Origin of the sequence: Candidatus Rhabdochlamydia porcellionis (genome assembly GCF_015356815.2) — a bacterium.
Taxonomy (GTDB): Bacteria; Chlamydiota; Chlamydiia; order Chlamydiales; family Rhabdochlamydiaceae; genus Rhabdochlamydia; species Rhabdochlamydia porcellionis.
Genome location: NZ_CP075585.1, coordinates 816,840 through 839,013, shown reverse-complemented (window position 1 = coordinate 839,013; position 22,174 = coordinate 816,840). Strand labels below are relative to the sequence as shown.

General features: G+C 35.1%; 23 protein-coding genes and 1 pseudogene. 11 read left to right on the top strand and 13 right to left on the bottom strand.

Annotated elements, in window-relative coordinates:
- Positions 1-68 precede the first annotated feature (68 nt).
- Both RHAB15C_RS03845 and RHAB15C_RS03840 read left to right on the top strand, forming a co-directional pair.
- Positions 69-437, top strand: a complete 369-nt coding sequence (locus RHAB15C_RS03845; RefSeq protein ID WP_220716025.1) for an IS630 transposase-related protein — start codon at positions 69-71, stop codon at positions 435-437.
- Positions 430-852 carry an IS630 family transposase gene (locus RHAB15C_RS03840; RefSeq protein WP_220716085.1) on the top strand — a complete coding sequence of 141 codons (423 nt, stop codon included), beginning with the start codon at positions 430-432 and terminating at the stop codon, positions 850-852. The genes RHAB15C_RS03845 and RHAB15C_RS03840 overlap by 8 nt, the downstream gene beginning before the upstream one ends.
- Positions 853-1,000: 148 nt before the next feature.
- Here the strand turns inward: RHAB15C_RS03840 and RHAB15C_RS07380 are convergent, their stop codons facing one another.
- From RHAB15C_RS07380 to RHAB15C_RS03825, 4 genes and pseudogenes are all read right to left on the bottom strand, one after another.
- Complete coding sequence (locus RHAB15C_RS07380) at positions 1,001-1,246, bottom strand: ankyrin repeat domain-containing protein (protein WP_320412562.1); 246 nt, start codon at positions 1,244-1,246, stop codon at positions 1,001-1,003.
- Positions 1,238-1,507: pseudogene (locus tag RHAB15C_RS07375) on the bottom strand (ankyrin repeat domain-containing protein); the annotation flags it as partial. The gene RHAB15C_RS07380 and the pseudogene RHAB15C_RS07375, both read right to left, overlap by 9 nt.
- A 63-nt stretch (positions 1,508-1,570) precedes the next feature.
- On the bottom strand, positions 1,571-1,729 hold the full coding sequence (locus RHAB15C_RS03830) for a hypothetical protein (protein WP_194844651.1): 159 nt from the start codon (positions 1,727-1,729) through the stop codon (positions 1,571-1,573).
- A 29-nt stretch (positions 1,730-1,758) separates the two neighbouring features.
- The gene (locus RHAB15C_RS03825; protein WP_194844652.1) at positions 1,759-2,037 is read right to left on the bottom strand and encodes a hypothetical protein; all 279 of its coding nucleotides are present in this window, start codon (positions 2,035-2,037) and stop codon (positions 1,759-1,761) included.
- 701 nt (positions 2,038-2,738) lie between these two features.
- On the opposite strand from RHAB15C_RS03825, the gene RHAB15C_RS03820 reads away from it, so the two are divergent.
- Positions 2,739-4,613 carry a universal stress protein gene (locus RHAB15C_RS03820; RefSeq protein WP_194844653.1) on the top strand — a complete coding sequence of 625 codons (1,875 nt, stop codon included), beginning with the start codon at positions 2,739-2,741 and terminating at the stop codon, positions 4,611-4,613.
- Here RHAB15C_RS03820 and RHAB15C_RS03815 read toward each other — a convergent pair.
- The 7 genes from RHAB15C_RS03815 to RHAB15C_RS03785 all read right to left on the bottom strand — a co-directional run bounded on the left by RHAB15C_RS03815 (position 4,605) and on the right by RHAB15C_RS03785 (position 10,382).
- Entirely contained in the window at positions 4,605-5,519 is a 915-nt protein-coding gene (locus RHAB15C_RS03815) for an ABC transporter ATP-binding protein (protein ID WP_194844654.1), read from the bottom strand. The genes RHAB15C_RS03820 and RHAB15C_RS03815 overlap by 9 nt on opposite strands.
- Positions 5,516-6,493, bottom strand: coding sequence for an ABC transporter ATP-binding protein (locus tag RHAB15C_RS03810; RefSeq protein WP_194844655.1), 978 nt, complete (start codon positions 6,491-6,493; stop codon positions 5,516-5,518). Before RHAB15C_RS03810 ends, RHAB15C_RS03815 begins: the two co-directional genes overlap by 4 nt.
- Positions 6,490-7,410 carry an ABC transporter permease gene (locus RHAB15C_RS03805; RefSeq protein WP_194844656.1) on the bottom strand — a complete coding sequence of 307 codons (921 nt, stop codon included), beginning with the start codon at positions 7,408-7,410 and terminating at the stop codon, positions 6,490-6,492. Before RHAB15C_RS03805 ends, RHAB15C_RS03810 begins: the two co-directional genes overlap by 4 nt.
- A complete protein-coding gene (locus RHAB15C_RS03800; protein WP_194844657.1) occupies positions 7,407-8,333 on the bottom strand; it encodes an ABC transporter permease in 927 nt (308 codons plus the stop codon). The genes RHAB15C_RS03805 and RHAB15C_RS03800 overlap by 4 nt, the downstream gene beginning before the upstream one ends.
- A 35-nt stretch (positions 8,334-8,368) precedes the next feature.
- Positions 8,369-8,836 (bottom strand): hypothetical protein, encoded by a 468-nt coding sequence (locus RHAB15C_RS03795; RefSeq protein ID WP_194844658.1) that lies wholly within the window; start codon positions 8,834-8,836, stop codon positions 8,369-8,371.
- Positions 8,837-8,975: 139 nt separating this feature from the next.
- Positions 8,976-9,533, bottom strand: a complete 558-nt coding sequence (locus tag RHAB15C_RS03790) for a hypothetical protein (protein WP_194844659.1) — start codon at positions 9,531-9,533, stop codon at positions 8,976-8,978.
- A 180-nt stretch (positions 9,534-9,713) separates the two neighbouring features.
- Positions 9,714-10,382 (bottom strand): hypothetical protein, encoded by a 669-nt coding sequence (locus RHAB15C_RS03785; protein WP_194844660.1) that lies wholly within the window; start codon positions 10,380-10,382, stop codon positions 9,714-9,716.
- 193 nt (positions 10,383-10,575) lie between these two features.
- Between RHAB15C_RS03785 and rimO the strand changes: the two genes are divergently transcribed.
- The 5 genes from rimO to RHAB15C_RS03760 all read left to right on the top strand — a co-directional run bounded on the left by rimO (position 10,576) and on the right by RHAB15C_RS03760 (position 15,760).
- Positions 10,576-11,964, top strand: coding sequence for a 30S ribosomal protein S12 methylthiotransferase RimO (gene rimO, locus RHAB15C_RS03780; protein ID WP_194844661.1), 1,389 nt, complete (start codon positions 10,576-10,578; stop codon positions 11,962-11,964).
- Positions 11,965-12,283: 319 nt separating this feature from the next.
- On the top strand, positions 12,284-12,739 hold the full coding sequence (locus RHAB15C_RS03775) for a GNAT family N-acetyltransferase (protein WP_194844662.1): 456 nt from the start codon (positions 12,284-12,286) through the stop codon (positions 12,737-12,739).
- Positions 12,729-14,069: a sugar porter family MFS transporter gene (locus RHAB15C_RS03770; protein ID WP_194844663.1), complete on the top strand. Its 1,341-nt coding sequence runs from the start codon at positions 12,729-12,731 to the stop codon at positions 14,067-14,069. Before RHAB15C_RS03775 ends, RHAB15C_RS03770 begins: the two co-directional genes overlap by 11 nt.
- Before the next feature lie 129 nt (positions 14,070-14,198).
- Positions 14,199-15,254 (top strand): class I fructose-bisphosphate aldolase, encoded by a 1,056-nt coding sequence (locus tag RHAB15C_RS03765; RefSeq protein ID WP_194844664.1) that lies wholly within the window; start codon positions 14,199-14,201, stop codon positions 15,252-15,254.
- Positions 15,255-15,340: 86 nt separating this feature from the next.
- A complete protein-coding gene (locus RHAB15C_RS03760) occupies positions 15,341-15,760 on the top strand; it encodes a YidH family protein (protein ID WP_194844665.1) in 420 nt (139 codons plus the stop codon).
- Here RHAB15C_RS03760 and RHAB15C_RS03755 read toward each other — a convergent pair.
- On the bottom strand, positions 15,757-17,871 hold the full coding sequence (locus RHAB15C_RS03755; RefSeq protein WP_194844666.1) for a hypothetical protein: 2,115 nt from the start codon (positions 17,869-17,871) through the stop codon (positions 15,757-15,759). The genes RHAB15C_RS03760 and RHAB15C_RS03755 overlap by 4 nt on opposite strands.
- 4 nt (positions 17,872-17,875) lie before the next feature.
- Positions 17,876-19,312 (bottom strand): adenylate/guanylate cyclase domain-containing protein, encoded by a 1,437-nt coding sequence (locus RHAB15C_RS03750; RefSeq protein ID WP_194844667.1) that lies wholly within the window; start codon positions 19,310-19,312, stop codon positions 17,876-17,878.
- A gap of 177 nt (positions 19,313-19,489) precedes the next feature.
- Between RHAB15C_RS03750 and RHAB15C_RS03745 the strand changes: the two genes are divergently transcribed.
- The 3 genes from RHAB15C_RS03745 (at position 19,490) to RHAB15C_RS03735 (ending at position 22,172) form a co-directional block, all read left to right on the top strand.
- Positions 19,490-19,723 (top strand): hypothetical protein, encoded by a 234-nt coding sequence (locus RHAB15C_RS03745; protein ID WP_194844668.1) that lies wholly within the window; start codon positions 19,490-19,492, stop codon positions 19,721-19,723.
- Positions 19,724-19,771: 48 nt separating this feature from the next.
- Positions 19,772-20,059: a hypothetical protein gene (locus RHAB15C_RS03740; protein ID WP_194844669.1), complete on the top strand. Its 288-nt coding sequence runs from the start codon at positions 19,772-19,774 to the stop codon at positions 20,057-20,059.
- A gap of 601 nt (positions 20,060-20,660) precedes the next feature.
- On the top strand, positions 20,661-22,172 hold the full coding sequence (locus RHAB15C_RS03735) for a ubiquitin carboxyl-terminal hydrolase family protein (protein ID WP_194844670.1): 1,512 nt from the start codon (positions 20,661-20,663) through the stop codon (positions 22,170-22,172).
- Positions 22,173-22,174 lie beyond the last annotated feature (2 nt).

Genomic DNA, 22,174 nt, shown 5'->3' with positions numbered 1-22,174 from the left:
GTGGTTTTGGATCGTAATATATAGCAATTTAACTTTAAACTTTCACGACAAAGAAGTATGATGCTTACATGGCATATTCCTATGATTTAAGAAAAAAAGCATTAGACTATATAGAGAAAGGCAATTCAAAAGAAGAAGCAAGTCAGATCTTTGGAGTGACGGCGCGTAGCATATTTAATTGGATCAAGAGAAAAGAACAAAGGCGCTTAGCTCCTAATAAAACAAGAAAAAGACGTCCTAATAAAATTGAAGGAGAAAAGCTAAAAGCGTATCTTCAAGAGAATCCGGATAGCTACTTAAAAGAAATAGCCGAATGCTTTGGAGTAACGATAACTGCGGTCTTTTATGCATGTAAAAGACTAAAGATTACTTTAAAAAAAAGACGCCCTTCTATCAAGAAAGAGATGATGAGAAAAGAGAGTAGAGGAAATTGCTGAAGAAGATCGAGTTTATGTCGATGAAAGTGGGATTAATGAATATCTTCAAAGGAAGAATGCGAGAGCACCCAGAGGGGAAAAAGCGTATGGGGCTGTATCAGGAAATCGTTATCACAGAGAAAGTTTTATAGCAGCTAAGAATCGATCAAATATTTTAGCACCCTTTTGTTATACAGGAACATGTAATACCCAGTTGTTTAACATGTGGCTCGAACAAATACTCATCCCTGAGCTAAAACCTGGACAAGTAGTTATTTTGGATAATGCGAGTTTTCATAAGTCCAAAGAGAGTTTAGAAATCATTAAAAGAGCTAGATGCGAAGTATTATTTTTGCCTCCCTATTCTCCTGATTTGAATCCTATCGAAAAGTTTTGGGCACATTTTAAGAAAAGAGTAAAAGAAGCCTTAACCTGATATTCAAACCTTGCAGAAGCTATTGATCAATCTTTTTTACAAGTGTGTAGTTAATGGAAATTTTAAATTCAAACTACTATAATATATCCTTATCTATAAATTAAGACTTAGATAATCGCTACTTGTTTAGGATCACCAAAAAAACACTTTACATCACCGAGCACCAAGAATTTTGCTTCTCTCTATTTTCTGCATGAAGCAGACCAATACCTTTTTGCCAGTTCTGATCCCTTGCTAAAGAAAGCGGTGTTTGTCCGTTATAGATTCGATTTCTATCCACTCCATGGTGTAAAAGCTCTTCTAACAATTTTCCCATCTGCATTTCAATCGCAAAGTGTAGAGCTGTTTTTCCTCCACGCCAAGAAGATTCTAACTCTTCATGACCGTTATGCATGGCGCTCATGAGAACGTTCCATCCGTGCATCGGCTTTAGAGAAAGGTCCGCTCCTACTTCCAATAACATTTTTACACAAGAAAGATGGTTTTTCTGTACAGCTAGGTATAACGGTGTTTCTCCGTTCAAAGCAGGAATGTTGACCAGGCCTTTTTCTGCCTCTAGCAGAAGAACTAAAGCTGCAAAATCCCCAACTGCTGCTGCGTAATGCAGTGCTGTCCACCCTTGAAGAATCTTTAATAAAAAGATCCACTCCTTTTTTGATAAGAGTTTGTAGAATAAAAAAAGTCTATTATTCTATGACGAACATCATTAGAAAGATCCCTACCAGCAATGGTAATCGGTAGTTTCATTGGAGATAGGGAACATTCCTCTAAATAGAGAAATGAGTTTTTGAGAATGATCTGATAACTTTTGAGTGGAAGAAAAAGAAGAATTTGTTTGGAAAGATAACTCCCTAATAGAAGAGATAGGAGATGTCATAAAAGTTTTTCCTACTTAAAAAAATGTATTCATTCTGCTTTCCATGGACAAAGCTGATCTAACCAATTAAAATAATTTTCCTTATTCATAAAGTCGTTTGTAATTTTTGTAACCATTCCCTGCCAAATCGCCCATTCTCTTTTATAACTTTCAGGATCCTTTCTCATAGATTCTAGAAGATCAATTGGATATCCAATCTTGGTATTAAAGTACTTGTTGAAAATTTTACAAAATTCTATAGTACAAGAGAAAACTTCAGGTAAGGTAAGTTGCAGCGTTTTTTGCTCTTCCTTTGGAATATGCAACATAAGACGTATTGCTTCATTCCATTCAGCATAGCAATCATAAGTAGAGCAAATATCTATAAAGAAAAAAGAATAGAATCCTGATTTTTGCTATTCTTCGATCACTTTGGGCTTCACTAAAGGCCAAATGCCAAGAAGAAAAAATATATTAAGATTAAATGCTTGCTCTACCGAAAACGTTTCTGGGATTTGCTTTGGGGTTTCCATATCAATACTCCTCATACAATTACACTTTTATAAAAAAGCGTTTGATCTTAAGTCTTAAAAGAATCAAGAGATAAAAAGATGGCACACTGAAATACAAAAAGTCAATTTTTTTTTACTTTGTTGATGCAAAGTTAAAATGCTCTTTAAGAAACTTTTATTCTCTAAGGAACAGATGAAAGAAAATTGAATGGAACTCTATGAATTCCTAGAAAAAGTTGCAGAAGATGTCATAAGGGACCTACTTTAGATTTTATCGGTTTTCTGATTTGGCCGTGTTGGGGAGTTTATTTTGTAAACTTTTTTTAAACCGATAGGTTTTAAGAGAAAAGAAAAACGACAGTAGAAAAGATGTGTTATGCAATGAGTTTTGAAGTTCATGATAAAACAATAAGATAAAGTTTAAGTTGTTTAAGAAATAATTGCGTTAACCTTATTACAATTCATGTAATAGTTGTTAAAAACTCAGATAGTCCATACCTTAAGAAAGAAGGTGAATTATGCAAGAAGGTAGCGGTTTAAGGCAAACGATTGCTCAATTACATAAAAATACGTTTAAGAGGGTTTTGGGCGTATTTGAGCTATTTGCTATAGGCTACGGAGATTTAGGCTCTTCGATTTACTATGCTCTGGGAGTCACTGCTTTATTTGCTTTGGGGGCAACTCCTATAGCTCTTGGATTAGCAGGGATTGTTTTTGTATGTACAGCACTTAGCTATGCGGAAATGACTTCTATTTTTCATGAATCAGGAGGATCAGCTAGCTATGCTAGGCATGCTTTTAATGATTTGGTCTCTTTTATTGCTGGTTGGGGTTTATTATTAGACTATATCGTAGCTATTGCGATTTCCGCTTTTGCCGTAGCTCCTTATTTAAGCTTTTTTTTCGTGGACCTTTCTGATGTTTTCGTCCAGATTTTATTTACAGCAGCTCTTATTACCATTTTATGTGTGATCAATATCTTAGGAGTAAAGGGGTCAACTTTAATCGGGCTAGTTTTATCTAGCCTTACTATTCTGATACAATTAGCTATTATTGCAGTTGGTTTGGATACTATTTTAAATCTTACTCGATTCACTGAGCAGTTACAGATTGGCATTCCTTTTGTAAATTGGTCTGCTTCTTGGCCTGATTTTTGGAAAGGAACAGCTATGGCTATGGTTGCTTTTACAGGGATTGAATCTATTGCGCAACTTTCTGCAGAAGCAGAAAGGCCAGCTAAAACGGTTCCTCGTGCGATTTTACTTGCTACTGTTGTGCTAATCGTAGTGTATGCAGGTATTTTATTAGTCACTTTTTCTGCTGTTCCTCCCAGAGAATTGGGAACAACATATCTTTCCAACCCCTTTGCTGCGATTGTAAACGCTCTGCCTTTTGGCCACTGGTTTTTTGCTCCTATTATAGCAGGATTAGCGGCAGCGGTTTTAATAGGAGCTGCAAACGCTAATTTACTAGGAGCCTCTCGTCTTTCTTTTAATTTAAGTCAGTATTATCAATTGCCTCGTTTATTTAATCGTGTTCATTCTCGATTGCGTACGCCGATCGTTCCTCTAATTTTTTTTAGCGTTTTAGCTTGCATTGTTGTTTTTTCAAGCAGAGGAAAGATGGACTTTCTTGCTGATCTATACAATTTTGGAGCAATGATTGCTTTTTTTTTCACCCATCTTTCTTTAATCGTTTTAAGGATCAAGAAGCCAGATGCACAACGTTCTTTTCGAGTTCCCTTTAATCTGCGTATTAAAGGATATTCGATCCCTATTCCATCTATTATAGGAGCTTTATCTACTTTGGGTGTATGGTGTTTAATTGTATTTACAAAGCCTGAAGGAAGGTATTTAGGTTCTGTCTGGATGATGTTAGGAATTGCAATGTATTTTTATTATCGTAAAAAACGTAAATTAAAACCCGCTGGTCAATTGATGATTGAAGAGGTTTTTGTTCCTTCTTACAAACCTTTGGAAATTAAGCAAATTTTAGTAGCTACAAGAGGAGGAATTCAAACAGAAACTGTTCAGATTGCTTGTGATTTCGCTAAATTGCACGGGGCAGAAATTACTGCATTGCAAGTTATTGAAATTGCCTCTTCTCTTCCTTTAGATATGATGGTTCCCAGACGTTTAGCAATGGCAGAGGCTGTATTAAAAAGAGCAGAAGCCATTGCACGAGAGCGCAATATGGATATTGAACTAATGGTTGTTTCTTCTAGATCTATCCCAGATGCTATTTTAGAGGCGGCAAGAAAAGGAAAATACGACTTAATTGTAATTGGTGCTGGACAACCTTTTGATGAAGTAGGCTTAGGAACCATTATTGGAAAGGTATTACGCTTAGCTCCTTGTCGTGTTTGGGTATGCATGACGGATTCATTAGTGTAAATGGCATGCGACAAAATGCCCTAAATGTTTTTCTTTCCACATAGGTTTTTCTTGGGAGCAAATTTTTGTAGCATAGGGACAGCGAGTTGCAAAAGGGCAGCCTGAAGAAATAGCAGAGCTAATTGTAGGTTTAGCTTTTTGAAAAGAAGATCCTGGCATAGTAGAAAATAGAGCCTGAGTATAGGGATGTAAAGGGTTTTGATACAGATCTTCTGTGGGTGCAAGTTCTACAAAATTTCCTAGATACATAACAGCTACTCGATGAGAGATATGCCTCACCATATTAAGATTATGAGCAATAAATAGATAACTGATATGCAACTCTTCTTGCAATTTTTTTAGCAGGGTAATAATTTGCGCTTGAGTCGATATATCTAAAGCTGAAATGGGTTCATCACATACAATAAAAGCAGGATTTAATATCAGAGCTCGCGCAATAGCAATTCTTTGTCTTTGACCTCCTGAAAATTCGTGAGGGAGGCGATTGAAAGAACTAGCGTGTAACCCTACACGAATAAATGCTTCATAAGCCAGCTGTCGATTAACCTCTTTAACGTACTTACAGTGAATTTCCAAAGGCTCCATGATAACTTCAGCTGCAGTCATTTTTGGATTTAAAGAGGCATAAGGATCTTGTAGGATAATTTGCGCTTTACGCCGAAAATTAAATAATTGCTTTTTAGAAAATTTTAGTAGATCTTGATTTTTAAAACATACTCCTCCAGAAGTAGGTTCTTCTAAACGTAGTAAACACTTCCCTAAAGTGGATTTGCCTGATCCGCTTTCTCCAATTAGTCCAAGAGTCTCTTGAGGCAAGATAGAAAAAGAAAGATCTGAGAATGCTTGGGTATAGCCTTTTTTCAGTAGAAATCGCTTGGATAAAGCCTTAACCTGCATAAGACTCATGGTTTTCTCCTCGGGTCATATCGAAAGCAAGCGCATAATTGATCTTGCTTGATTTCTTTTAAAGCTGGCATTTGGGAAAGGCAAATGCGCATGGATTGGTCGCAGCGAGGACAAAAGCTACACCCAGGGAATACGGTGCTTAAATCAGGAGGGAAGCCAGCAATGGGATCGAAAGGGGTTAAGCGGGATTGAGGCAATGTTTGTAGTAGCCTTTGTGTGTAAGGATGCAAAGGAGAAGAGAAGAGTTTTTGGGTATTGCTACTTTCTATCACTTGTCCTGCATACATTACCATTACATGGTTACAAAATTGAGAAACTATAGATAAATCATGGGTAATCCACAAAATGCTCATCTCTCTTTTTATTTGTATTTTCTTAAGTAGTTCGAGAATTTGTGCTTGAATGGTTAGGTCTAAAGCCGTTGTTGGTTCATCAGCAATTAAAATCTGCGGAGCACAAATCAATGCAATGGCAATGATTACTCTTTGACGCATACCTCCGCTTAACATATGAGGGTAACTAGAGAGGCACTGCTTAGGGTTAGTAATGCCTACTTCTTCTAATAGATTTAAAGATTTTTCTTGAGCCTCTTGCATAGAAGCATGGGGAAAATGGTGTAGATAGCCTTCTTTAAGCTGTTTACCGATGGGAATGGTTGGGTTTAATGAGGTCATAGGGTCTTGAAAAACCATGGCAATACGCCTACCTCTAATCGTTTGCATTTTTTTTTCTACATAGGGAAGAAGAGGTTGATCTTGATAGTAAATTTGTCCTTGAATAGCGGTTTTTTCCGGAGGAAGTAAAGCGATGATTGCTTTTGCTAATGTTGTTTTTCCACAACCTGACTCTCCTACAACTGCTAAGATTTGGTTTGTAGTTAATGCAAAAGAGACATCGCGAACTGCATGTATGCATTTATCTTTGTCGGAAAATTGGACACTTAAGTTTTTAACAGTAAGCAAAGGTTGTTTCATTGCATATGTCTTGGGTTAAGCACTTCTCTTAAGCCCTCTGCTAATAAGTTTAAGCTCAATAAGCTTAAGCTAATACAAGCAGATGGAACAATTAGGCGCCAAGGGTAATAACGAATTGCATATAAACTATCGTGGATCATCATTCCTAGGCTAGCAGTAGGAGCTTGTACTCCTAATCCCAGAAAACTTAAAAAAGCCTCTACAAAAATAGCCCAAGGAACCGTAAGGGTCAAAGTCACCATAATGGAGCCTACTGCATTAGGAATTAAATGCCTACGCATGATATGCCAACGAGTAGCACCCAAAGCCAAAGCTGCTTGAACATATCCTTGTTGCTTAATTTGTAGTATTTGGCTACGTACAATACGAGCCATATTGACCCAGCCTATTAAGGCCAAAGAAAGAATAATGGTAAATACCCCCGAGCCAATGACTGTAATTAGCAAAATGATGAATAGTAAATAGGGAATAGAATAAAAGATGTCTAACATGCGCATCATACGCATTTCTATTTTTTTACCTAAAAATCCAGCACATACCCCGTAGAGTACGCCTATGATTAAGTCGATGGTAGAAGCAGAGATGCCTACAAAAAAAGAGATCCTAGCTCCCCACCAACACCTTGTGAATAGATCTCTTCCAAGATCATCTGTTCCAAACCAATAATTGCGACAAGGAGGCTGATTTCTCAGAGGAAGATTAATCTCATAGTATTTGTAAGGAGAAAGATAAGGTCCGATAACAGCCATGATCATGAGTAAAATTAAAAGAGATAGTCCTAACAAAGCAGATTTTTTTTTAACGAGTTGACCCCAGGTTAGGCATAAAGAGGAAGTACTTGGCATTTCTTCTTTTTCATCAAGCAATAGATCTCTTTCTATAGCAGTTAAAGGGGTAAATAGTTCGTCTGTATTCATCTGTCTTTTAACCTGGGGTCTAAGAATAGATAAATTGTATCAATTAGCCAAACAGCTAGCAATAGAATACAGCTATAAAAAATGGTTAGTCCCATAATCATCGAATAATCGCGATTAATAATACTTTGTACAAAAGAGTGACCTAAACCAGGGATAGCAAAAACTCTCTCAATGGCAAAGCTTCCGATAAAAATATTTGCTGAAAGAGGTGCTAAATAAGAAAGAACAGGGAAGATGGCGTTACGCAGGGCATGCTTATAGATGATTTGCATTTGACTTAACCCTTTTGCTCTAGCAGTTAAGATATAATCTTGTTGCATGGCTTCGATGAGATTTACTCTAGTAAGCCTGGCTATAAAAGCTGTTGGCAAAGCAGCAAGGGATAGAGCTGGCATAATACTTTGTGCAAAACTACCCCAACGAGCTACTGGTAACAAGTCAAGTTTCATAGCAAAAACGAACTGTAGGAGGGTTGCCAAAATAAAACTAGGTAAAGACATACAAAAAGTAGCAAAGAGCATACTTACACAGTCTTGCCATTTAAGATGATTTGCTGCAGAAACCATTCCTAATCCTGTACCTGCTAAAATAGCGAGCGTCATAGCCTCTAAACCTAGTACAAAAGATGTAGGAAATCCATTAATAATGACATCTTTTACGGCTCTTCCTTGGTAGTGAAGAGAAGGACCTAGATCAAATACACAAATATTTTTTAAATACTTTATATATTGTAACCATAAAGGTTGATCTAGGCCATAGTGGGTAGCAAGAGTTTTTAAAATTTCAGCATCTAACTTATCATCCGCAAAAGGACTACCTGGAATAGAATGCATTAAAAAAAACGTCACTGTAATTACAGCTAAAAGAGAACTAACTAAAGTAGATGTTTTTTTCAATAAAGGATAAATAATGAAAGCTAACATCCTTGCATAAGAGGTTTCGTTCTAAGCTAGGATAATCAAATGGGTTTTTTTGGCAAAGGCTCCTTTTCTTTTTCTATAAATTTTATTTTTGAACATGCATTTATGAAAAGCTCATGTATTTTATTAAAAGTCTCTTCTCCCATGTTGTGAACATATCCCATGATAACAGCTGCTTTGAGAAAGCAGAGAGGAGGAGCTATTAGTAAACTTATGCATAATATAGAAGTGAAAAAACCAGCAACTAATAAGGCTGTTTTGTTTATGGTATCATTGATTTTTAGCAAAGGACTCTTAAAAGGGTCTGGAAGCTTTTCTAAAATTTCCCTTTCTCTGATTACATGAGATCCAGCGGCAGCAGCTCCTAAAAGAGCTCCTGATAAAGGACATAGACAATAAAAGAATCTTCCTATTGCAAACCCGATAATTGCTTGTTCTGTTACGTATCTTCTAAGAGATTTTTCTTGATTATCAGGTGTTTTCACAGTCATGTCAAAAGACAGCATAAAAAATCCTAATCTATAATTATAATAAAAACAAAAACTAGATAATATAAAAAGAGCTTTTACTGAGAATTAGTTGAAAAAACAAAGCTCACCTTATTATAACAAGATGAGCTTTTAAGATACAAGTAACTAAGAGTTGTTAAGTACCATCGCCACCTAAACTATTTCCGTTAGATCCGAAGAACTGATTCCATAGATTAGCTATTTTTTGCGTTGCAGTTGGATATTGTCTGCAGATATCAGTTTTAATGTCTATAATAGACTGTTTAACCGTCTTGCCTTCTTCAGTATATGCCTGGTAAATTCTTGTAGCTATCGGCTCTGCCGCTAAATAAGTAGCACTCATTAAAAGAGCAGCTCTAAGAAGAGTTGAAGATCCTGGAAGGATTGTATTAATCGCCATTTTTGCTAGAAAAAATGATCCAGAAACCAAAGCTGTTTTTACAGCTGTTTTATTCTCTTTAATCAAAGGGAGTTTATTAGAAAGTTGCGCAATTGCTTTGTCTGTTATATATCGACAACCTTCAGTTGCCAAGCCTAATGCTGCTGATTGAAAAAAAGGAAGGCGACAAACAAAAAATCCAAAGGCTGTACTAAAGGCGGTTTGACCGATTAGATAATCCTTTATAGTAGTCTGCTTATTAAAAGATGTTGTAAATGGCTGATTTAAAAATGGTAAGCTTGCTGAGGCGGCCATATAATTTCTCCTTGGTTAAAGTGGTATTTTATTAAAGATTGACAACTTTTATTGCTTAATTTTAAAAAAATTTTTGAATAAAAAAGCCGATCTATATTCTTAAAAAGATCAACTTATAGTAGGATAATCAAAGATTAAATACAGCGATTTTTCAAAAAAACCTCAATTAAACTTAAAGTTCTATTGCACTTGTAGAGTAGTTCCTAGTGTAAAAGCTCCCGCTCCAATAACCACAGCAGCAGCAGCAATTTTAGCAGCTAAAGCAAGATTATAAGAGTTTAATCCTAAAGAGAAGCTTAAAACAGCAATGGGAATCATTCTAACTGTTTGGTTAAAAGAGGATTGTGAGGTACTTTCTATTTGTGACTTGGAACCTTTAATCCAGTTAAATACTCGATTAGCAGCACTGTTAATGGCATCTAAACCTGTGCTTCCCAATTTTACAGCAACACCTAGCATAAACCCTGCAGGAATGCTTAAGCCCATTAATAAGCCTGTAGCTGTGCCTAATAGACCAGCTCCTATGTAAGGAACGGCTGGGTGGTAATAAATAGAATTAAAAATATTTTTTACATTATTTACACTTGCCTGGGGATATGCTTTAGCTACAGTCCACTTTTCAGTAAAAAAGGTTTTAATTTTTGTTGCTAGGTTGGGTTGCCTAGAAGTTATATGATTTTTAGCAATATTCCTAATATGTTCATTATTAGATCTTTGCCCAAGCTCTATCAGGGCGTCTTCTAGTGATTGAGCAGGAGCTGTTGGTTGGATCTTTATTCCCATTGCTTCTTGATATGATGGAGGAGGAGCAGAAGGTGTGAATCTATTTATTTGTGTTAAAGTTGTCATAATTATTTCCTTTAATATTGTTTTAAACGATATTAATTATAAATTAAATCTCAATTAACTGGAATTAATTTAATCAATTTATTTTATTAATATAATTTTAATACAATTCATTTATAAAAAATTTTTTTTAATAATAAGAGCTAGCAGGAAATGTTGCTTTTATTGATAATTTCTACTTACTTAAGAAAATATCATGAAATATCCTTCTCAGCTAAGAAAGTTAAAAAACAAAATTCACTTTACCAGTCTTGGATGTGCCCGAAATCTAGTAGATACCGAGGTTATGTTAGGAATGGTGCTCAAGGCTGGCTATCAGATTACAGACCAACTTGATCAAGCGGATTTTCTAGTGATTAATACCTGTGGATTTTTAGCCTCTGCTAGGCAAGAATCTATCGATTCAGTAAATCACTTTTTTCAAGAGAAAAAAATAGAGGCAAAGGTCATTGTAGCTGGCTGCATGGTGCAAAAACATAAAGAGCAACTAAAGGAGCGATTTCCCTACATTCATTACTTTTTAGGTTCTGGGGATGTGGAGAAAATTTTAGAAGCTATTTTAGCTGATCATCCTGGAGAAGCGGTATCTAATGCCCGTAGCTATTTGGAATGGGGAGAGATACCAAGGCAGCTATCTACGCCAAAGCATTATGCTTATTTGAAAATAGCAGAAGGATGTGCTAAACAGTGTGCTTTTTGCATTATTCCCAAGATTAAAGGCCGTCTGCGTAGTAAATCTATGCCTCAAATTCTTAAAGAATTTCGCGCTCTTATTTCTCAAGGAGTAAAGGAAGTCATTTTAATCGCTCAGGATTTAGGGGACTACGGCAAAGACCTAATCGATAAACAAGGACTAGAGAGCGTAATCTCTCTTCTTTTATCTGAAAAAGACTTTTTTTGGTTACGATTATTATATCTTTACCCTGATGAGATTACAGATGAGTTAATTGCTTTAATGAAAGCTGATAAGAGGATTTGCTCTTATTTAGATATGCCCATTCAGCATATTAGTAATCGAATCTTAAAAGCTATGAAACGAAAAACCTCTAAGGAACAGATTATTGACACAATAGAAAAACTGCGAAAAAATCTTCCGAATGTGGTCATTCGTACAAGCTTAATGGTTGGGTTCCCTTCAGAAACAGAAGAAGAAGTGGATGAACTTATTGAATTTATTCAAAAGCATCCTATCGATCATATTGGGCTTTTTAAGTATTCCTGCGAAGAACAATCCGCTTCTGCAAAGCTATCAGACCATATAGCAGAAGAGGTAAAACAGGCTCGTTTTGAGAAAGTAGCGAAGGCGCAAATGCAGCTTATTGCTCAAAGGAATCAAAGATATATAGGGCAAAAAATACCTGTTATTATAGAAGGCACTCATCCTGATTCACCCTATCTTTTATGTGGAAGGTTTTCTGGGCAAGCGCCGGAAATTGATGGTATGGTAATTATCAATGACGCTCGCAAGGTAAAAAATGTACCTGAACTATACGAAGTGGAAATAACAGATGTCGCTGATTATGATTTGATTGGAAGAGTCATTCGATCCTTAGGGAAAAAAACTTTGCTTAATATGGTTGTATGAAAAAAACAAGTTAGTCTTATGTAAAGAGAAGAAATACTTGCTTTGGATATAAAGAAATAAATCGCCTGAGTTTGGCTTAAAATGCTTTATAATTCTTTATTGCTGAGTAGCTCTTATTCTTATTTCGTCAACTACTTTTTCAAACATATTCAAACACTAGATCACCCTATCTTTTTTGTTTCATCCAGAAGAGGATGATTTAAAGAGCTTTCTTCTCAGAGCTCGTTAACAAATAAAGTTACCTCTTTTTATAAAAATACTACTTTATTGTATGGTGCAAAAAGAGAGCCTCTTTATCTATAAAAGGAGTGTATGTCTTATGAAATTCAAATGGATTACTATTAACAATGTAGAATATAGTTCAGCAAAGATGTTACGTTGGGAAATGCTGCATAAACCACTTGGTTTAGCTCCAGAAACCGAGGAAATATCAGAAGAGATTAACAGTTTGCATCTGGTTGCTTTAGATAGCAAAAAAGTAGTAGGCTCGGTTTCCTTCTCTCCAGAGAGCGAAATTAGGGGACGCATGTACCAAATGGTCATGAGTGAAGAATATCAAGGAAGGGGATTTGGCCGCAAATTACTTTGTACATTAGAAAAAGGGTTGGAGAAAAAAGGCATCTATTATGTGTATCTCTATGCGTATAAAGAAGTAGAAGGTTTTTATCAGCAAATGGGTTATCAATCGGAGGGTCCTACCATTGAAAAAATTGGCATTCCACATCGACTTATGAAAAAGACACTGCAAAAAAAAGAGGCAGAATATGGCTCATAAGCAGCGTTTAAGTAGATATATGATCTTTGTTGTGACAATAGCTTGTTTAGGTGGCTTGTTATTTGGGTATCATACGGCAATTATTTCGGGAGCTTTAATTTTTTTATCTCCGATTTTTCATCTATCTATTGCAGAACAAGGAGTATTAGTTAGCATCATTTTATTAGGAGCTCTTTTAGGAGCCTTAATGGGAGGATATTTAGCTGATCGTTTAGGACGTAAATGGACGATTATGCTAACAGCTGTTTTATTTATTTTGGGCTCTTGGGTTACAGCAGAATCGCATTCTTACTTTATGTTGCTATTTGGACGTGTGTTTAGCGGAATAGCTGTTGGGATTATTTCTGTAACAGCTCCTTTGTACCTGGCTGAAATTGCCCCTCCTAATCATAGAGGAGCGATTGTTTCTGCTTATCAATTATTCATTACGCTCGGAATTCTCGGAGCATATGTTATTAATTATATTTATGCAAAAAAAGCAGATTGGCAAGAAATGTTTATTATTGGCAGCCTTCCTGCTGCAATTCAACTCCTTGCTCTTTTTTTTACACCAGAATCTCCCGGCTGGCTTTTTAAAAATGGCAAATCTCGTCTTGCTATTATTGTTTTAGAGAGACTGCGTTTAGATCAAGATTGGAAGAGCCATATTGATGAAATGAAACATTCAGCTAGCTCCAGGAATAAAAGGGTCTGGAAGTTTTTATTTTCTTCTAAATTGCACATTATTTTATTCATAGGGCTTTTCATTAGTGCTTTTCAACAAATTACAGGGATTAATACAGTAATTTATTACGCGCCTCGCATTTTTCAAGGAGCAGGGTATACGTCTGCCATTAGCGCCACATTTGCTACTTTATCTATTGGTGTAATTAATGTATTAGCCACGCTTGTATCTGTTTGGCTATTAGATCGTATAGGGAGAAGAAGGTTGCTCTTGATAGGGATTGCAGGGATGGTGGTTAGTTTATGCTCTCTTGCTATTACTTCCTTTTTACGCTCTTCATTAATTGATGAAATGGCTGTCATTAGTTTAATGACTTATGTTGCTTTTTTTGCTATTGGTTTAGGCCCGATAACCTGGGTGTTGCTCTCAGAGATTTATCCATTAAAGGTACGCGGTAAAGCAATGACTCTTGCTACATTTGTAAATTGGCTCTGTAATTATTTTGTTTCATTGACATTCCCTAATTTATTAGTTTCTATTGGAATTGGGGGATCTTTTCTTCTTTATGGAGTAATTAGCCTTATAGCTTTTTGGTTTGTGCTTAGATATGTACCTGAGACAAAAGGGAAAAGCTTAGAGGAGATTGAGCAAATTCTGCAAAAATAAATTTTTTTATAAAAATAAAAGGTTAAAATTTGCAGATTTTTCTCTTTTAGATCTTAAAATCCTTTAAAAAAGCTGTTTTTTTGTATATAGTTGTCTTTTTTAAAAATTTTAAAATCTAGAGGTTCTTCTATGCCGCTTGTTCATATTGAAAAGCTATTAGGTAAAAAAGCTAAAGATTTACTAGGTCATACTTGCAAGATTCCTAAGGAGCGTTTGCACTTACCAGGTTCTGACTTTGTCGATCGCATTTTTTCCCAGTCTGATCGTAATAATCGCGTATTAAATAGTTTAAATACGATGTTTCAAGCAGGACGCCTAGGAGGAACAGGCTACCTCTCCATTTTGCCGGTAGATCAAGGGATAGAACATACAGCTGGAGCTTCTTTTGCTACAAATCCCGATTATTTTGATCCTGAAAATATTGTAAAATTAGCTATTGAAGGGGGGTGCAACGCTGTTGCTTCTACTTTAGGAGTGCTAGGTATGGTTGCGCGTCGTTATGCGCACAAAATTCCATTTATGCTGAAATTAAACCATAATGAGCTATTAAGTTACCCTAATAAATTTGAACAAACCATGTTTGCAAATGTAGAACAGGCCTATGATATGGGTTGTGTTGCTGTAGGAGCAACGATCTATTTTGGTTCACCGGAATGCCGCATGCAAATACAAGAAGTATCTCAAGCTTTTGCACTCGCTCATGATTTAGGCATGGCAACTGTTTTATGGTGCTATTTACGCAATCCTGCTTTTAAAACAGCTGATAAGGATTATCATGAAGCAGCTGATTTAACCGGTCAAGCAAATCATTTAGGAGCTACAATTGGAGCGGATATTGTAAAACAAAAATTACCCATAAACAATGGTGGTTTTAAAGCGCTAAAATTTGGTAAGCAAACAGAAAAAATGTATACAGAACTATGCTCTGATCACATGATCGATCTATGCCGCTATCAAGTAGCAAATAGTTATATGGGTCGAGTGGGTTTAATTAATTCAGGTGGGCCTTCAGAAGGAGCAAATGACTTAAGTCAAGCTGTAGAAACCGCTGTTATTAATAAAAGAGCTGGCGGCATGGGGTTGATTTCTGGGAGAAAAGCTTTTCAAAGGCCTCTTAAAGAAGGCGTGCAAATTCTTCATGCGATCCAAGATGTATACCTCTGTAAAGAGGTTACAATCGCTTAAAAAGCCCAATCAAAACAAGGCTTATTTAAAATAAAGCCTTGTTTAAGTTGCAGCAAACATATTCCTTCTTTATAAAGAAGAAAAATATGATAGAAAAACATTCTGAAAAACCTGCAAAGATCTTCAATCGCGCGGATCATTTAGCTAATGAGAGAACTTTCCTAGCATGGATTAGAACCAATCTTGGAATAATGGCATTTGGGTTTGTTGTGGGAAGGTTTTCTTTTTTCACGCAACAAATAGCATCTTTTTTAGAGGAACAAAGACCTTCACATTTAACCCTGCGAGGATATTCTTCTCTATTCGGTATATCTTTGGTAAGTTTTGGAGCTATGCTTTGCATCTTTGCGTTTTTTAAGTTTAAAAAAACAGAGAGGCAGATTAATAATGACGTTTATCAGTCTTCAACTTGGCTAAACGCTCTGCTTGCATTGTTCGTCTTTTCTATAGGTATCTTTTTAGTTGTTTATTTACTTTACTCACATGAAGCTTATTTAACTTCTTAACGCATCACTTTTAATAGTTGTTCTAATGGTTTATCATCCTGTTTAAACCTTTTGCTATTTTTATTTTTTGCAAATGCAGTTCTCTGTTCCCAAGGAAAAGGGTGTTTTGCTGGAGGGATTGAAGTTTTCTGCAAAGATTTACATGATGAAAAAAGGATACTCAATGGGTTTTTATTCTGTTGACAAATAAATAATGCTGCAATTTTAGCAGCAGCTTTTTTTAAATTGATTTCAGGGTTTTCTATATTACCTTCTAATGTAAGAGCTAAAACGTAATCATCAGGAAGATTAGGGATCTGAAAGGCTTTAGTTAAGGTAGAAGCAGGTAGACCAACTTTCATTTTAAGCAAGTGATCTTTAATTTTTCCCCAAATAGCTATTTCGTATAGATCAGCTAATAGTAGTTCTACTCTTTCTACTGTAATCAGAGATTTATCTATGTGCATTGTAATGGGTGCTATCCAAAGATTGAATATAGCAGCTGTGTCAAATTGGTGTATTTTTAGTAAATTAAACAAGGAAGAAGTAAAAATTTGCTTATGACAAAGTACTTTTCCCATTTCTAATTCTAAAGTAGGAATAACCCACTGCATAGAGAGAAATGGATAGGAGAAAGAAAGGGTTTCTCCAGCTGCAATCTTGATAGAAATAGGATTTTTAGGTTGCAAACTGGGAGAAATTTCTTTTAACGCATAAGCTCCTGCTTCTTTGCTTAGTTGACAATAGAGGGGTTTGTCTAATGTAATGGTTTCTTTTTGTAGCTGTCCTTGTAAAGAAAAAGAAGAGTAAGGGGAGATTATTTCAACAGATAGAGAGCCATTTCTAGCCAGTAGTTTTGCATTTAGAGTGAGTTCTATGCTAGGTCCACATAACTTTTGCAAGGATATTTGAGGGAATATTCCTTCGAGCAAATAAGAAGGGAACTCTGAGGCTCTTATCTCTGCATATAAGGCCTCTGTTTGTTTCTCCCAGGATATATCTGAAAAAAACGATCCTTGTTTTTTAGCAGAAATAATAGCTTGTGTTTGAGAAGAAATATGCTCTTTTGAAGCCTTTATTTGAACTTGCAAGGAGGAGATCAGAGAAACTTCAGATGAAGAAGTTAAGAGTAATTTGTCATTTGCTAGTTCAGCATGAAAAACTAGAGAAGACTTGTTAAATGTAGGAAAAAATCCTTTAGCTTTTGTATTTAAGGATAATTGGTGAATCATGCCATGAAATACACTCGGCTCTGCAAGAGTTAGTGCAGGTAGCTTTGTTAGAGATCTAATAAAAGCATAATTACCTTGGGTAAGGGTAAAAGATATAGGAATAGAAGAGGCTATTAATTGCTCTTTCTTTTTATTCCAATGAACTAAGCCTTGTGTTTTTACTAAAGGACTTGATAGGTCAAAAGTGTAAAGCTGTTCTTTTATATCTAATTTAAGATCAAATACATCGCCTATTAAAGATCTTATAGGGAAACCTTGAGTAAAAAGGTTTAAAAATTCAGTAGATAGATTTATGCAAGTCGCTGTAAGAGTCAAGGGTAAGGGGTGAGTTTTTTTAGAAATAGGAAAACTGCCTTGCAGGCGAATAGAACCTTTGTTTTGATTTTGCAGGCTGTTAGCTAGTAGAATTAAATGACCTAAATCCTGCTGTCTGCTCCATTTAAGATCGATATGATCAAATTGCATAGTAGGATAATCTAAGGGAACAACCTTAAAAGAGCCGTTTGTTATTCGTAAGGTTTGAATAGACTTAAAGAAGTTAAAAGAACTCTTTGATTTTGTATGACTCTGAAGAGAAGCAGAAAAAGCCTGTGATTTTTCTTCCCAGAGCAGTTTAGGTTCCTTAACTTCTATTTTAAGTTTATGAAATAACAAAAGGGAAATAAGCGAGCTATCTATGGTAACCTCAGGACTGCTAAACCAAGTCTGGTTCTGTTTGATGACTTCAAGTTGTAGGATTTTTTGTCTACCAAACCAGCTTAAATGAAGCTTGGTTAGTTGGATTTTTTTCCCTAAAAAGGAAATAAATAGTTGTGTTCCTAATTGGGTAGATAAGAAATTAGGTAGAAAAAGCAAAAAAATAATCAAAGCTAGAAGTGTTCCATAACATATTTTTCGCATAGTATTAGCTTTTTTCTATTGCATAGACTCTAATGGGCTCTTGTCTGCCAGGCAGTGTAATAGGACCTAGGCTTTCTGCAGGAAATTCTTCTTTTACAGTTTGGTAGGTGTTTTCACTAATTAAAATGGATCTTTTAGTAGATTTTGTCATTTGTTCTAATCTAGAAGCGATATTTACGGTATCCCCAATTGCTGTATAGTCCATTCGTTTTTCAGAGCCCACATTGCCTACAACAGCAAAGCCTGTATGAATGCCGATTCCTATTTGAATAGTTGGCTGTTTCCATGTTGTATTGAGTTTTTCGAGTGCTTTTTGCATAGCAATAGCCGCTGTAACAGCATTCTTTTCTTGAAATTCATCGTCTAAAGGAGCTCCAAACTCTACCATTAGGCCATCTCCAATAAACTTATCCAAAGTGCCTTTATGTTCAAAAATAATATCCAACATAATCTTAAAATATTCATTGAGCAAGGCTACAACCTGCTCAGGAGGCAAACTCTCTGATAGGTGGGTAAATTGGCGAATATCAGAAAAAAGCACAGTGATTTTTCTTCTTTCTCCCTCTAGCTTAGTGAGTTTATTAGAAGATAAAATCTTTTGCAGGACATGGTCTGATACATATCTTGAAAAATTCATCTTTAAGCGTTCTCTTTCTTGTAGGCCTTTTGTCATTCGATTGATGGCATCGCTGAGTTCTTCAAATTCATCATGTGTTTTTAAACAGGTTCTGCAAGCAAGGTTACCTTTCTCAATTTGTTTAACGCATCCAATAAGATTATCTAAGGCCAAGGTAACTCGTTTTGCAAAGAAGGATGCTATGACAAGAGCTAGAACAACAGCTAAGATAAAGCTAATACATATATAAGGGATAAAGCGCATAAGGTCTTTGAAAAGAAGTTCAGTGGGGATGTTTGCTCCTATAGATGCGATATAATTGCCTTCCTTATCAACTATAGGAGCAAAAGCTATAATCCAGTTTCCTTCATTTTCTCGAATAGTCGTTTTTACATGGTGTTTAGAAAAATGAAATAAAGAGCTTTTGTGTTCTGTGTGAAAAGGTTGTTTAATAATGGCTTGGAATGCAGGATCTTCCTCAGCATCAGCTAAAAAAAAAGCAGAATGAGGGTCTTTAGGATTAGCTGTGATTAGATAGAGATATTTAATATAAACAATATCTCCTCGATTAGCATCTCGAACCGCTTTTAATTGCAAACGAAAATGGTCATATGCAGGGTTATTTTGAGTAGGATTTGCAATAAGAGCTTTGACTTGATTTACATCTAGTAATGCAGCAGTAGTTGTAGCAACGGTTAGTGCCTTATTTTGTTCTCTGGAAAATGCACTGTATTCAAGCTCTATCAAAAGAATACCAAAACCAAAAATTAAACAAGCTATAGAAGTGATTACAAAAGCAAAATAGAGCTTTGTACGATAATTCATAACATCCCTTGATAAGCATCTTAAAATGCAATGTAAGCGCTTATTCATTTTTTGACAATTCTTTGATTTTAAAAAAAATAGCAGTTTATTTTTATGATACTTAAAAATTCATATAATCATTGATGAATGGAATATTATTTGATTTATTCTATAATTTATCTATAAAATAATAGTGTTATGACTAGTTGTATAACTTCTTCCGCAAATGCATTAAGCAATAGCCTCATTCAAACAGAGCAAGTTTCCAGTACTGTTTTTTTACAAAATATCAAAAACTCATATCAAGCCCAGATTGATCATCTATTATCTATTCTATCTGGAATATCTTATCGTCTTAATCTAGCTCAAAGAAAAGAGACTACTAATAGTTATTCAATAGTAGAAAAAACGCTTTGCAGAGTAAGATCTTAAATCGCGTTACCTACATTGGAAAACTGACTTTGCAGAACAGGATTGCTCATGTGTACAGCTACCTTGGCTGTGGGCGAAAGAGATGCAATGGAGGGTTTTATTGTAGGTCATTGGTATGACGAATGTTTGTTCACAGGGATCACTCAAATAGGACGAGGTGCACTTGAAGCTTTTGTTCCTTGTGGACAGATTATTAATGCTTCTCTTGATGTTATTGCTACTACTCAGAACATACAACAAGAATTAGTTTCCTATCCATCGGGGCGTGGAAATTATAACAGACCATATCCCGATCCTAAGTATTCTTTCCCTTTTTTATTTTTACACTTGGTATAAAACAACAAGAGATCTCTATTTCTCTTTCTAATGTAAGAGGCTATAAGCCAGTTCCTTTGATCTCTTGATGAGTTGATTAGGAAAAATGCGTTTTTATAATCAGCAACCCTAATCGATAATCAAGAGTTGCAATTTTTTATTCAAGAGCATCCAGATGCATATCTTCGATAAATAGCGGAAGATTTTGAGTGTACTAGCGGTATTTTATGACTATAAGAGGCTAAAAATCTCTCTAAAAAAAGACATCCTATAAACAAAATACTGGTCTTGAGAAGTCTTTAATTAGAGTGGTTCGTTTGCAGAAGGACCATATTTTTACATCATAAAAACTTCGTTAAACCATTTTGCTCTGAAATATAAATTAATTCTTAAAGCAAAACTCACCTTTTTCTTTACAAGATCTTCAAAAACTTTGCTCATCTTACCAACTAAGACAAAGAGATCTTAGTAATGATTAAGACTAGATTAATGTTAGTTTATTAAATCTTAATTATAAGTCGTTTATTATTTAATTTTTCAGTATTAATTTAAATCAAAATTAATTGAAATTTTATTCAGTTTGTTTTATAATATAGTAATTAATATAATTAAAGTAATACTTATGGCTACAACACATCCTATGAGCTCTGTGGAATCTTTCTATACAGCACGGTCTTCTTTTAATTCCACAGATAAGTTGAGTTCTATTGTCAACTTAAACGGAAAGTCCTACCACCTTACGGTTTATCACAAAAAGCCAGGATCAGACTGGGAAGAGATTAGCCAGAGCTATTTAGAGCAGGCAAAAGGTGTTGATTTGCAAAAAATCCTTCAAGAACAGATCAAATTTCCGCATAAAAATATTGAAATAACCACTTCTATCGATCTAAAAGAGGGCTGTATTTGTAAAGCTAAAGATACAGATGGAGTTGTGAGGAAGGTAGCAAATTTTAGTTTAACAGAATCTCAAAATTTCAAGATTTTTGCAGTTCTTAAAAAAATAAAAATTCCAAAACACATATTAACTAGTTCTTTGTTATCTGAAGGGAATTTAGAAAATCTAAATTCTTCATCTATTAAAATGTCACTAGAAGAAATCAAAACAGAAAGGGTGAACGACTATTTAAAACAAGTAACTTTTTACAATAAACCAGTAGGTTTTGAAAATAAATCGAATAATTGTAGCTTTAATTCTTGTTTGCAAATGATCATAAATGAGCCAGCATTACTCAATATTTATACTACAGTTGCTAGCCATTATGCTAAAAGCACAAAAGCAGAGGATCAAGAATGCGGAAATTGGATGCTTTCTATTCTAGATTTTTATGATCAAGCAATTGAAGAACAAGAACCTATTTCAGAAGAAGTGTCTAATAAACTGCGCCTTGCAATGCATTATTTAAGTCCTAAGGAAATCAGTTCAAAGCATTGTATCCAAGAAGACGCAAGTGAGATTTTAACAATTCTTTTTGCAAAAAATGATGATATTCTTAAGAAGCAAAATTTAATAAATGTCTCTTCAATAAACTATAAATTCGAAAACGTGACACTCTATCGACCTAAGAGAGTTCTTAATGAAATACCACATAAAGACTGTTCATCTTTAAATCCAGATAATACATATAGAAAAGAGAAAATTAATTATGGTATTAAAATTGGCTTTGATTCGAAACAAAAAAAATTCACTTTAAATTCACTTCTAGAGAAATATTTTTGTGATGAGCAGATAGGTATAGGCTCGGAAACACGTCGATATCTGGTAGATGGGGTTTATACTGAGGTATCTTTAGTTAAAGAAGAAATAAAATTTGATACACTACCAAAGGATTTATACATTAATTTTGCACGATTCAAAGCAGACCGGACTAAGCTTACTAACCCTATTGAAATTCCTGAAAAACTAGATGCAAAACTACTTAATATTAAAAATTCTCCCTTTGGATCTTATGAGCTGAGCTCCTTTATTGTTCATTTAGGAAATTCTCTAAATGATGGTCATTATATGGCATATCGGAAAGTTCAAGATCAATGGATAAAGTGTAATGATGGGCGTGTTTCTCTTTGTAACAAAAATCAAGTATTAGAAGCTGCAAAACAAAGCTATATTTGCTTTTACAGATTGAAAGATGAATAATT

Excerpts from the sequence above, each read along its gene's own strand:
- RHAB15C_RS03845 (WP_220716025.1), top strand. The coding sequence starts at position 69 with ATGGCATATTCCTATGATTTAAGAAAAAAAGCATTAGACTATATAGAG.
- RHAB15C_RS07380 (WP_320412562.1), bottom strand. The coding sequence starts at position 1,246 with ATGCATAACGGTCATGAAGAGTTAGAATCTTCTTGGCGTGGAGGAAAA.
- RHAB15C_RS03830 (WP_194844651.1), bottom strand. The coding sequence starts at position 1,729 with ATGACATCTCCTATCTCTTCTATTAGGGAGTTATCTTTCCAAACAAAT.
- RHAB15C_RS03825 (WP_194844652.1), bottom strand. The coding sequence starts at position 2,037 with ATGTTGCATATTCCAAAGGAAGAGCAAAAAACGCTGCAACTTACCTTA.
- RHAB15C_RS03820 (WP_194844653.1), top strand. The coding sequence starts at position 2,739 with ATGCAAGAAGGTAGCGGTTTAAGGCAAACGATTGCTCAATTACATAAA.
- RHAB15C_RS03815 (WP_194844654.1), bottom strand. The coding sequence starts at position 5,519 with ATGAGTCTTATGCAGGTTAAGGCTTTATCCAAGCGATTTCTACTGAAA.
- RHAB15C_RS03810 (WP_194844655.1), bottom strand. The coding sequence starts at position 6,493 with ATGAAACAACCTTTGCTTACTGTTAAAAACTTAAGTGTCCAATTTTCC.
- RHAB15C_RS03805 (WP_194844656.1), bottom strand. The coding sequence starts at position 7,410 with ATGAATACAGACGAACTATTTACCCCTTTAACTGCTATAGAAAGAGAT.
- RHAB15C_RS03800 (WP_194844657.1), bottom strand. The coding sequence starts at position 8,333 with ATGTTAGCTTTCATTATTTATCCTTTATTGAAAAAAACATCTACTTTA.
- RHAB15C_RS03795 (WP_194844658.1), bottom strand. The coding sequence starts at position 8,836 with ATGCTGTCTTTTGACATGACTGTGAAAACACCTGATAATCAAGAAAAA.
- RHAB15C_RS03790 (WP_194844659.1), bottom strand. The coding sequence starts at position 9,533 with ATGGCCGCCTCAGCAAGCTTACCATTTTTAAATCAGCCATTTACAACA.
- RHAB15C_RS03785 (WP_194844660.1), bottom strand. The coding sequence starts at position 10,382 with ATGACAACTTTAACACAAATAAATAGATTCACACCTTCTGCTCCTCCT.
- rimO (WP_194844661.1), top strand. The coding sequence starts at position 10,576 with ATGAAATATCCTTCTCAGCTAAGAAAGTTAAAAAACAAAATTCACTTT.
- RHAB15C_RS03775 (WP_194844662.1), top strand. The coding sequence starts at position 12,284 with ATGAAATTCAAATGGATTACTATTAACAATGTAGAATATAGTTCAGCA.
- RHAB15C_RS03770 (WP_194844663.1), top strand. The coding sequence starts at position 12,729 with ATGGCTCATAAGCAGCGTTTAAGTAGATATATGATCTTTGTTGTGACA.
- RHAB15C_RS03765 (WP_194844664.1), top strand. The coding sequence starts at position 14,199 with ATGCCGCTTGTTCATATTGAAAAGCTATTAGGTAAAAAAGCTAAAGAT.
- RHAB15C_RS03760 (WP_194844665.1), top strand. The coding sequence starts at position 15,341 with ATGATAGAAAAACATTCTGAAAAACCTGCAAAGATCTTCAATCGCGCG.
- RHAB15C_RS03755 (WP_194844666.1), bottom strand. The coding sequence starts at position 17,871 with ATGCGAAAAATATGTTATGGAACACTTCTAGCTTTGATTATTTTTTTG.
- RHAB15C_RS03750 (WP_194844667.1), bottom strand. The coding sequence starts at position 19,312 with ATGAATTATCGTACAAAGCTCTATTTTGCTTTTGTAATCACTTCTATA.
- RHAB15C_RS03745 (WP_194844668.1), top strand. The coding sequence starts at position 19,490 with ATGACTAGTTGTATAACTTCTTCCGCAAATGCATTAAGCAATAGCCTC.
- RHAB15C_RS03740 (WP_194844669.1), top strand. The coding sequence starts at position 19,772 with ATGTGTACAGCTACCTTGGCTGTGGGCGAAAGAGATGCAATGGAGGGT.
- RHAB15C_RS03735 (WP_194844670.1), top strand. The coding sequence starts at position 20,661 with ATGGCTACAACACATCCTATGAGCTCTGTGGAATCTTTCTATACAGCA.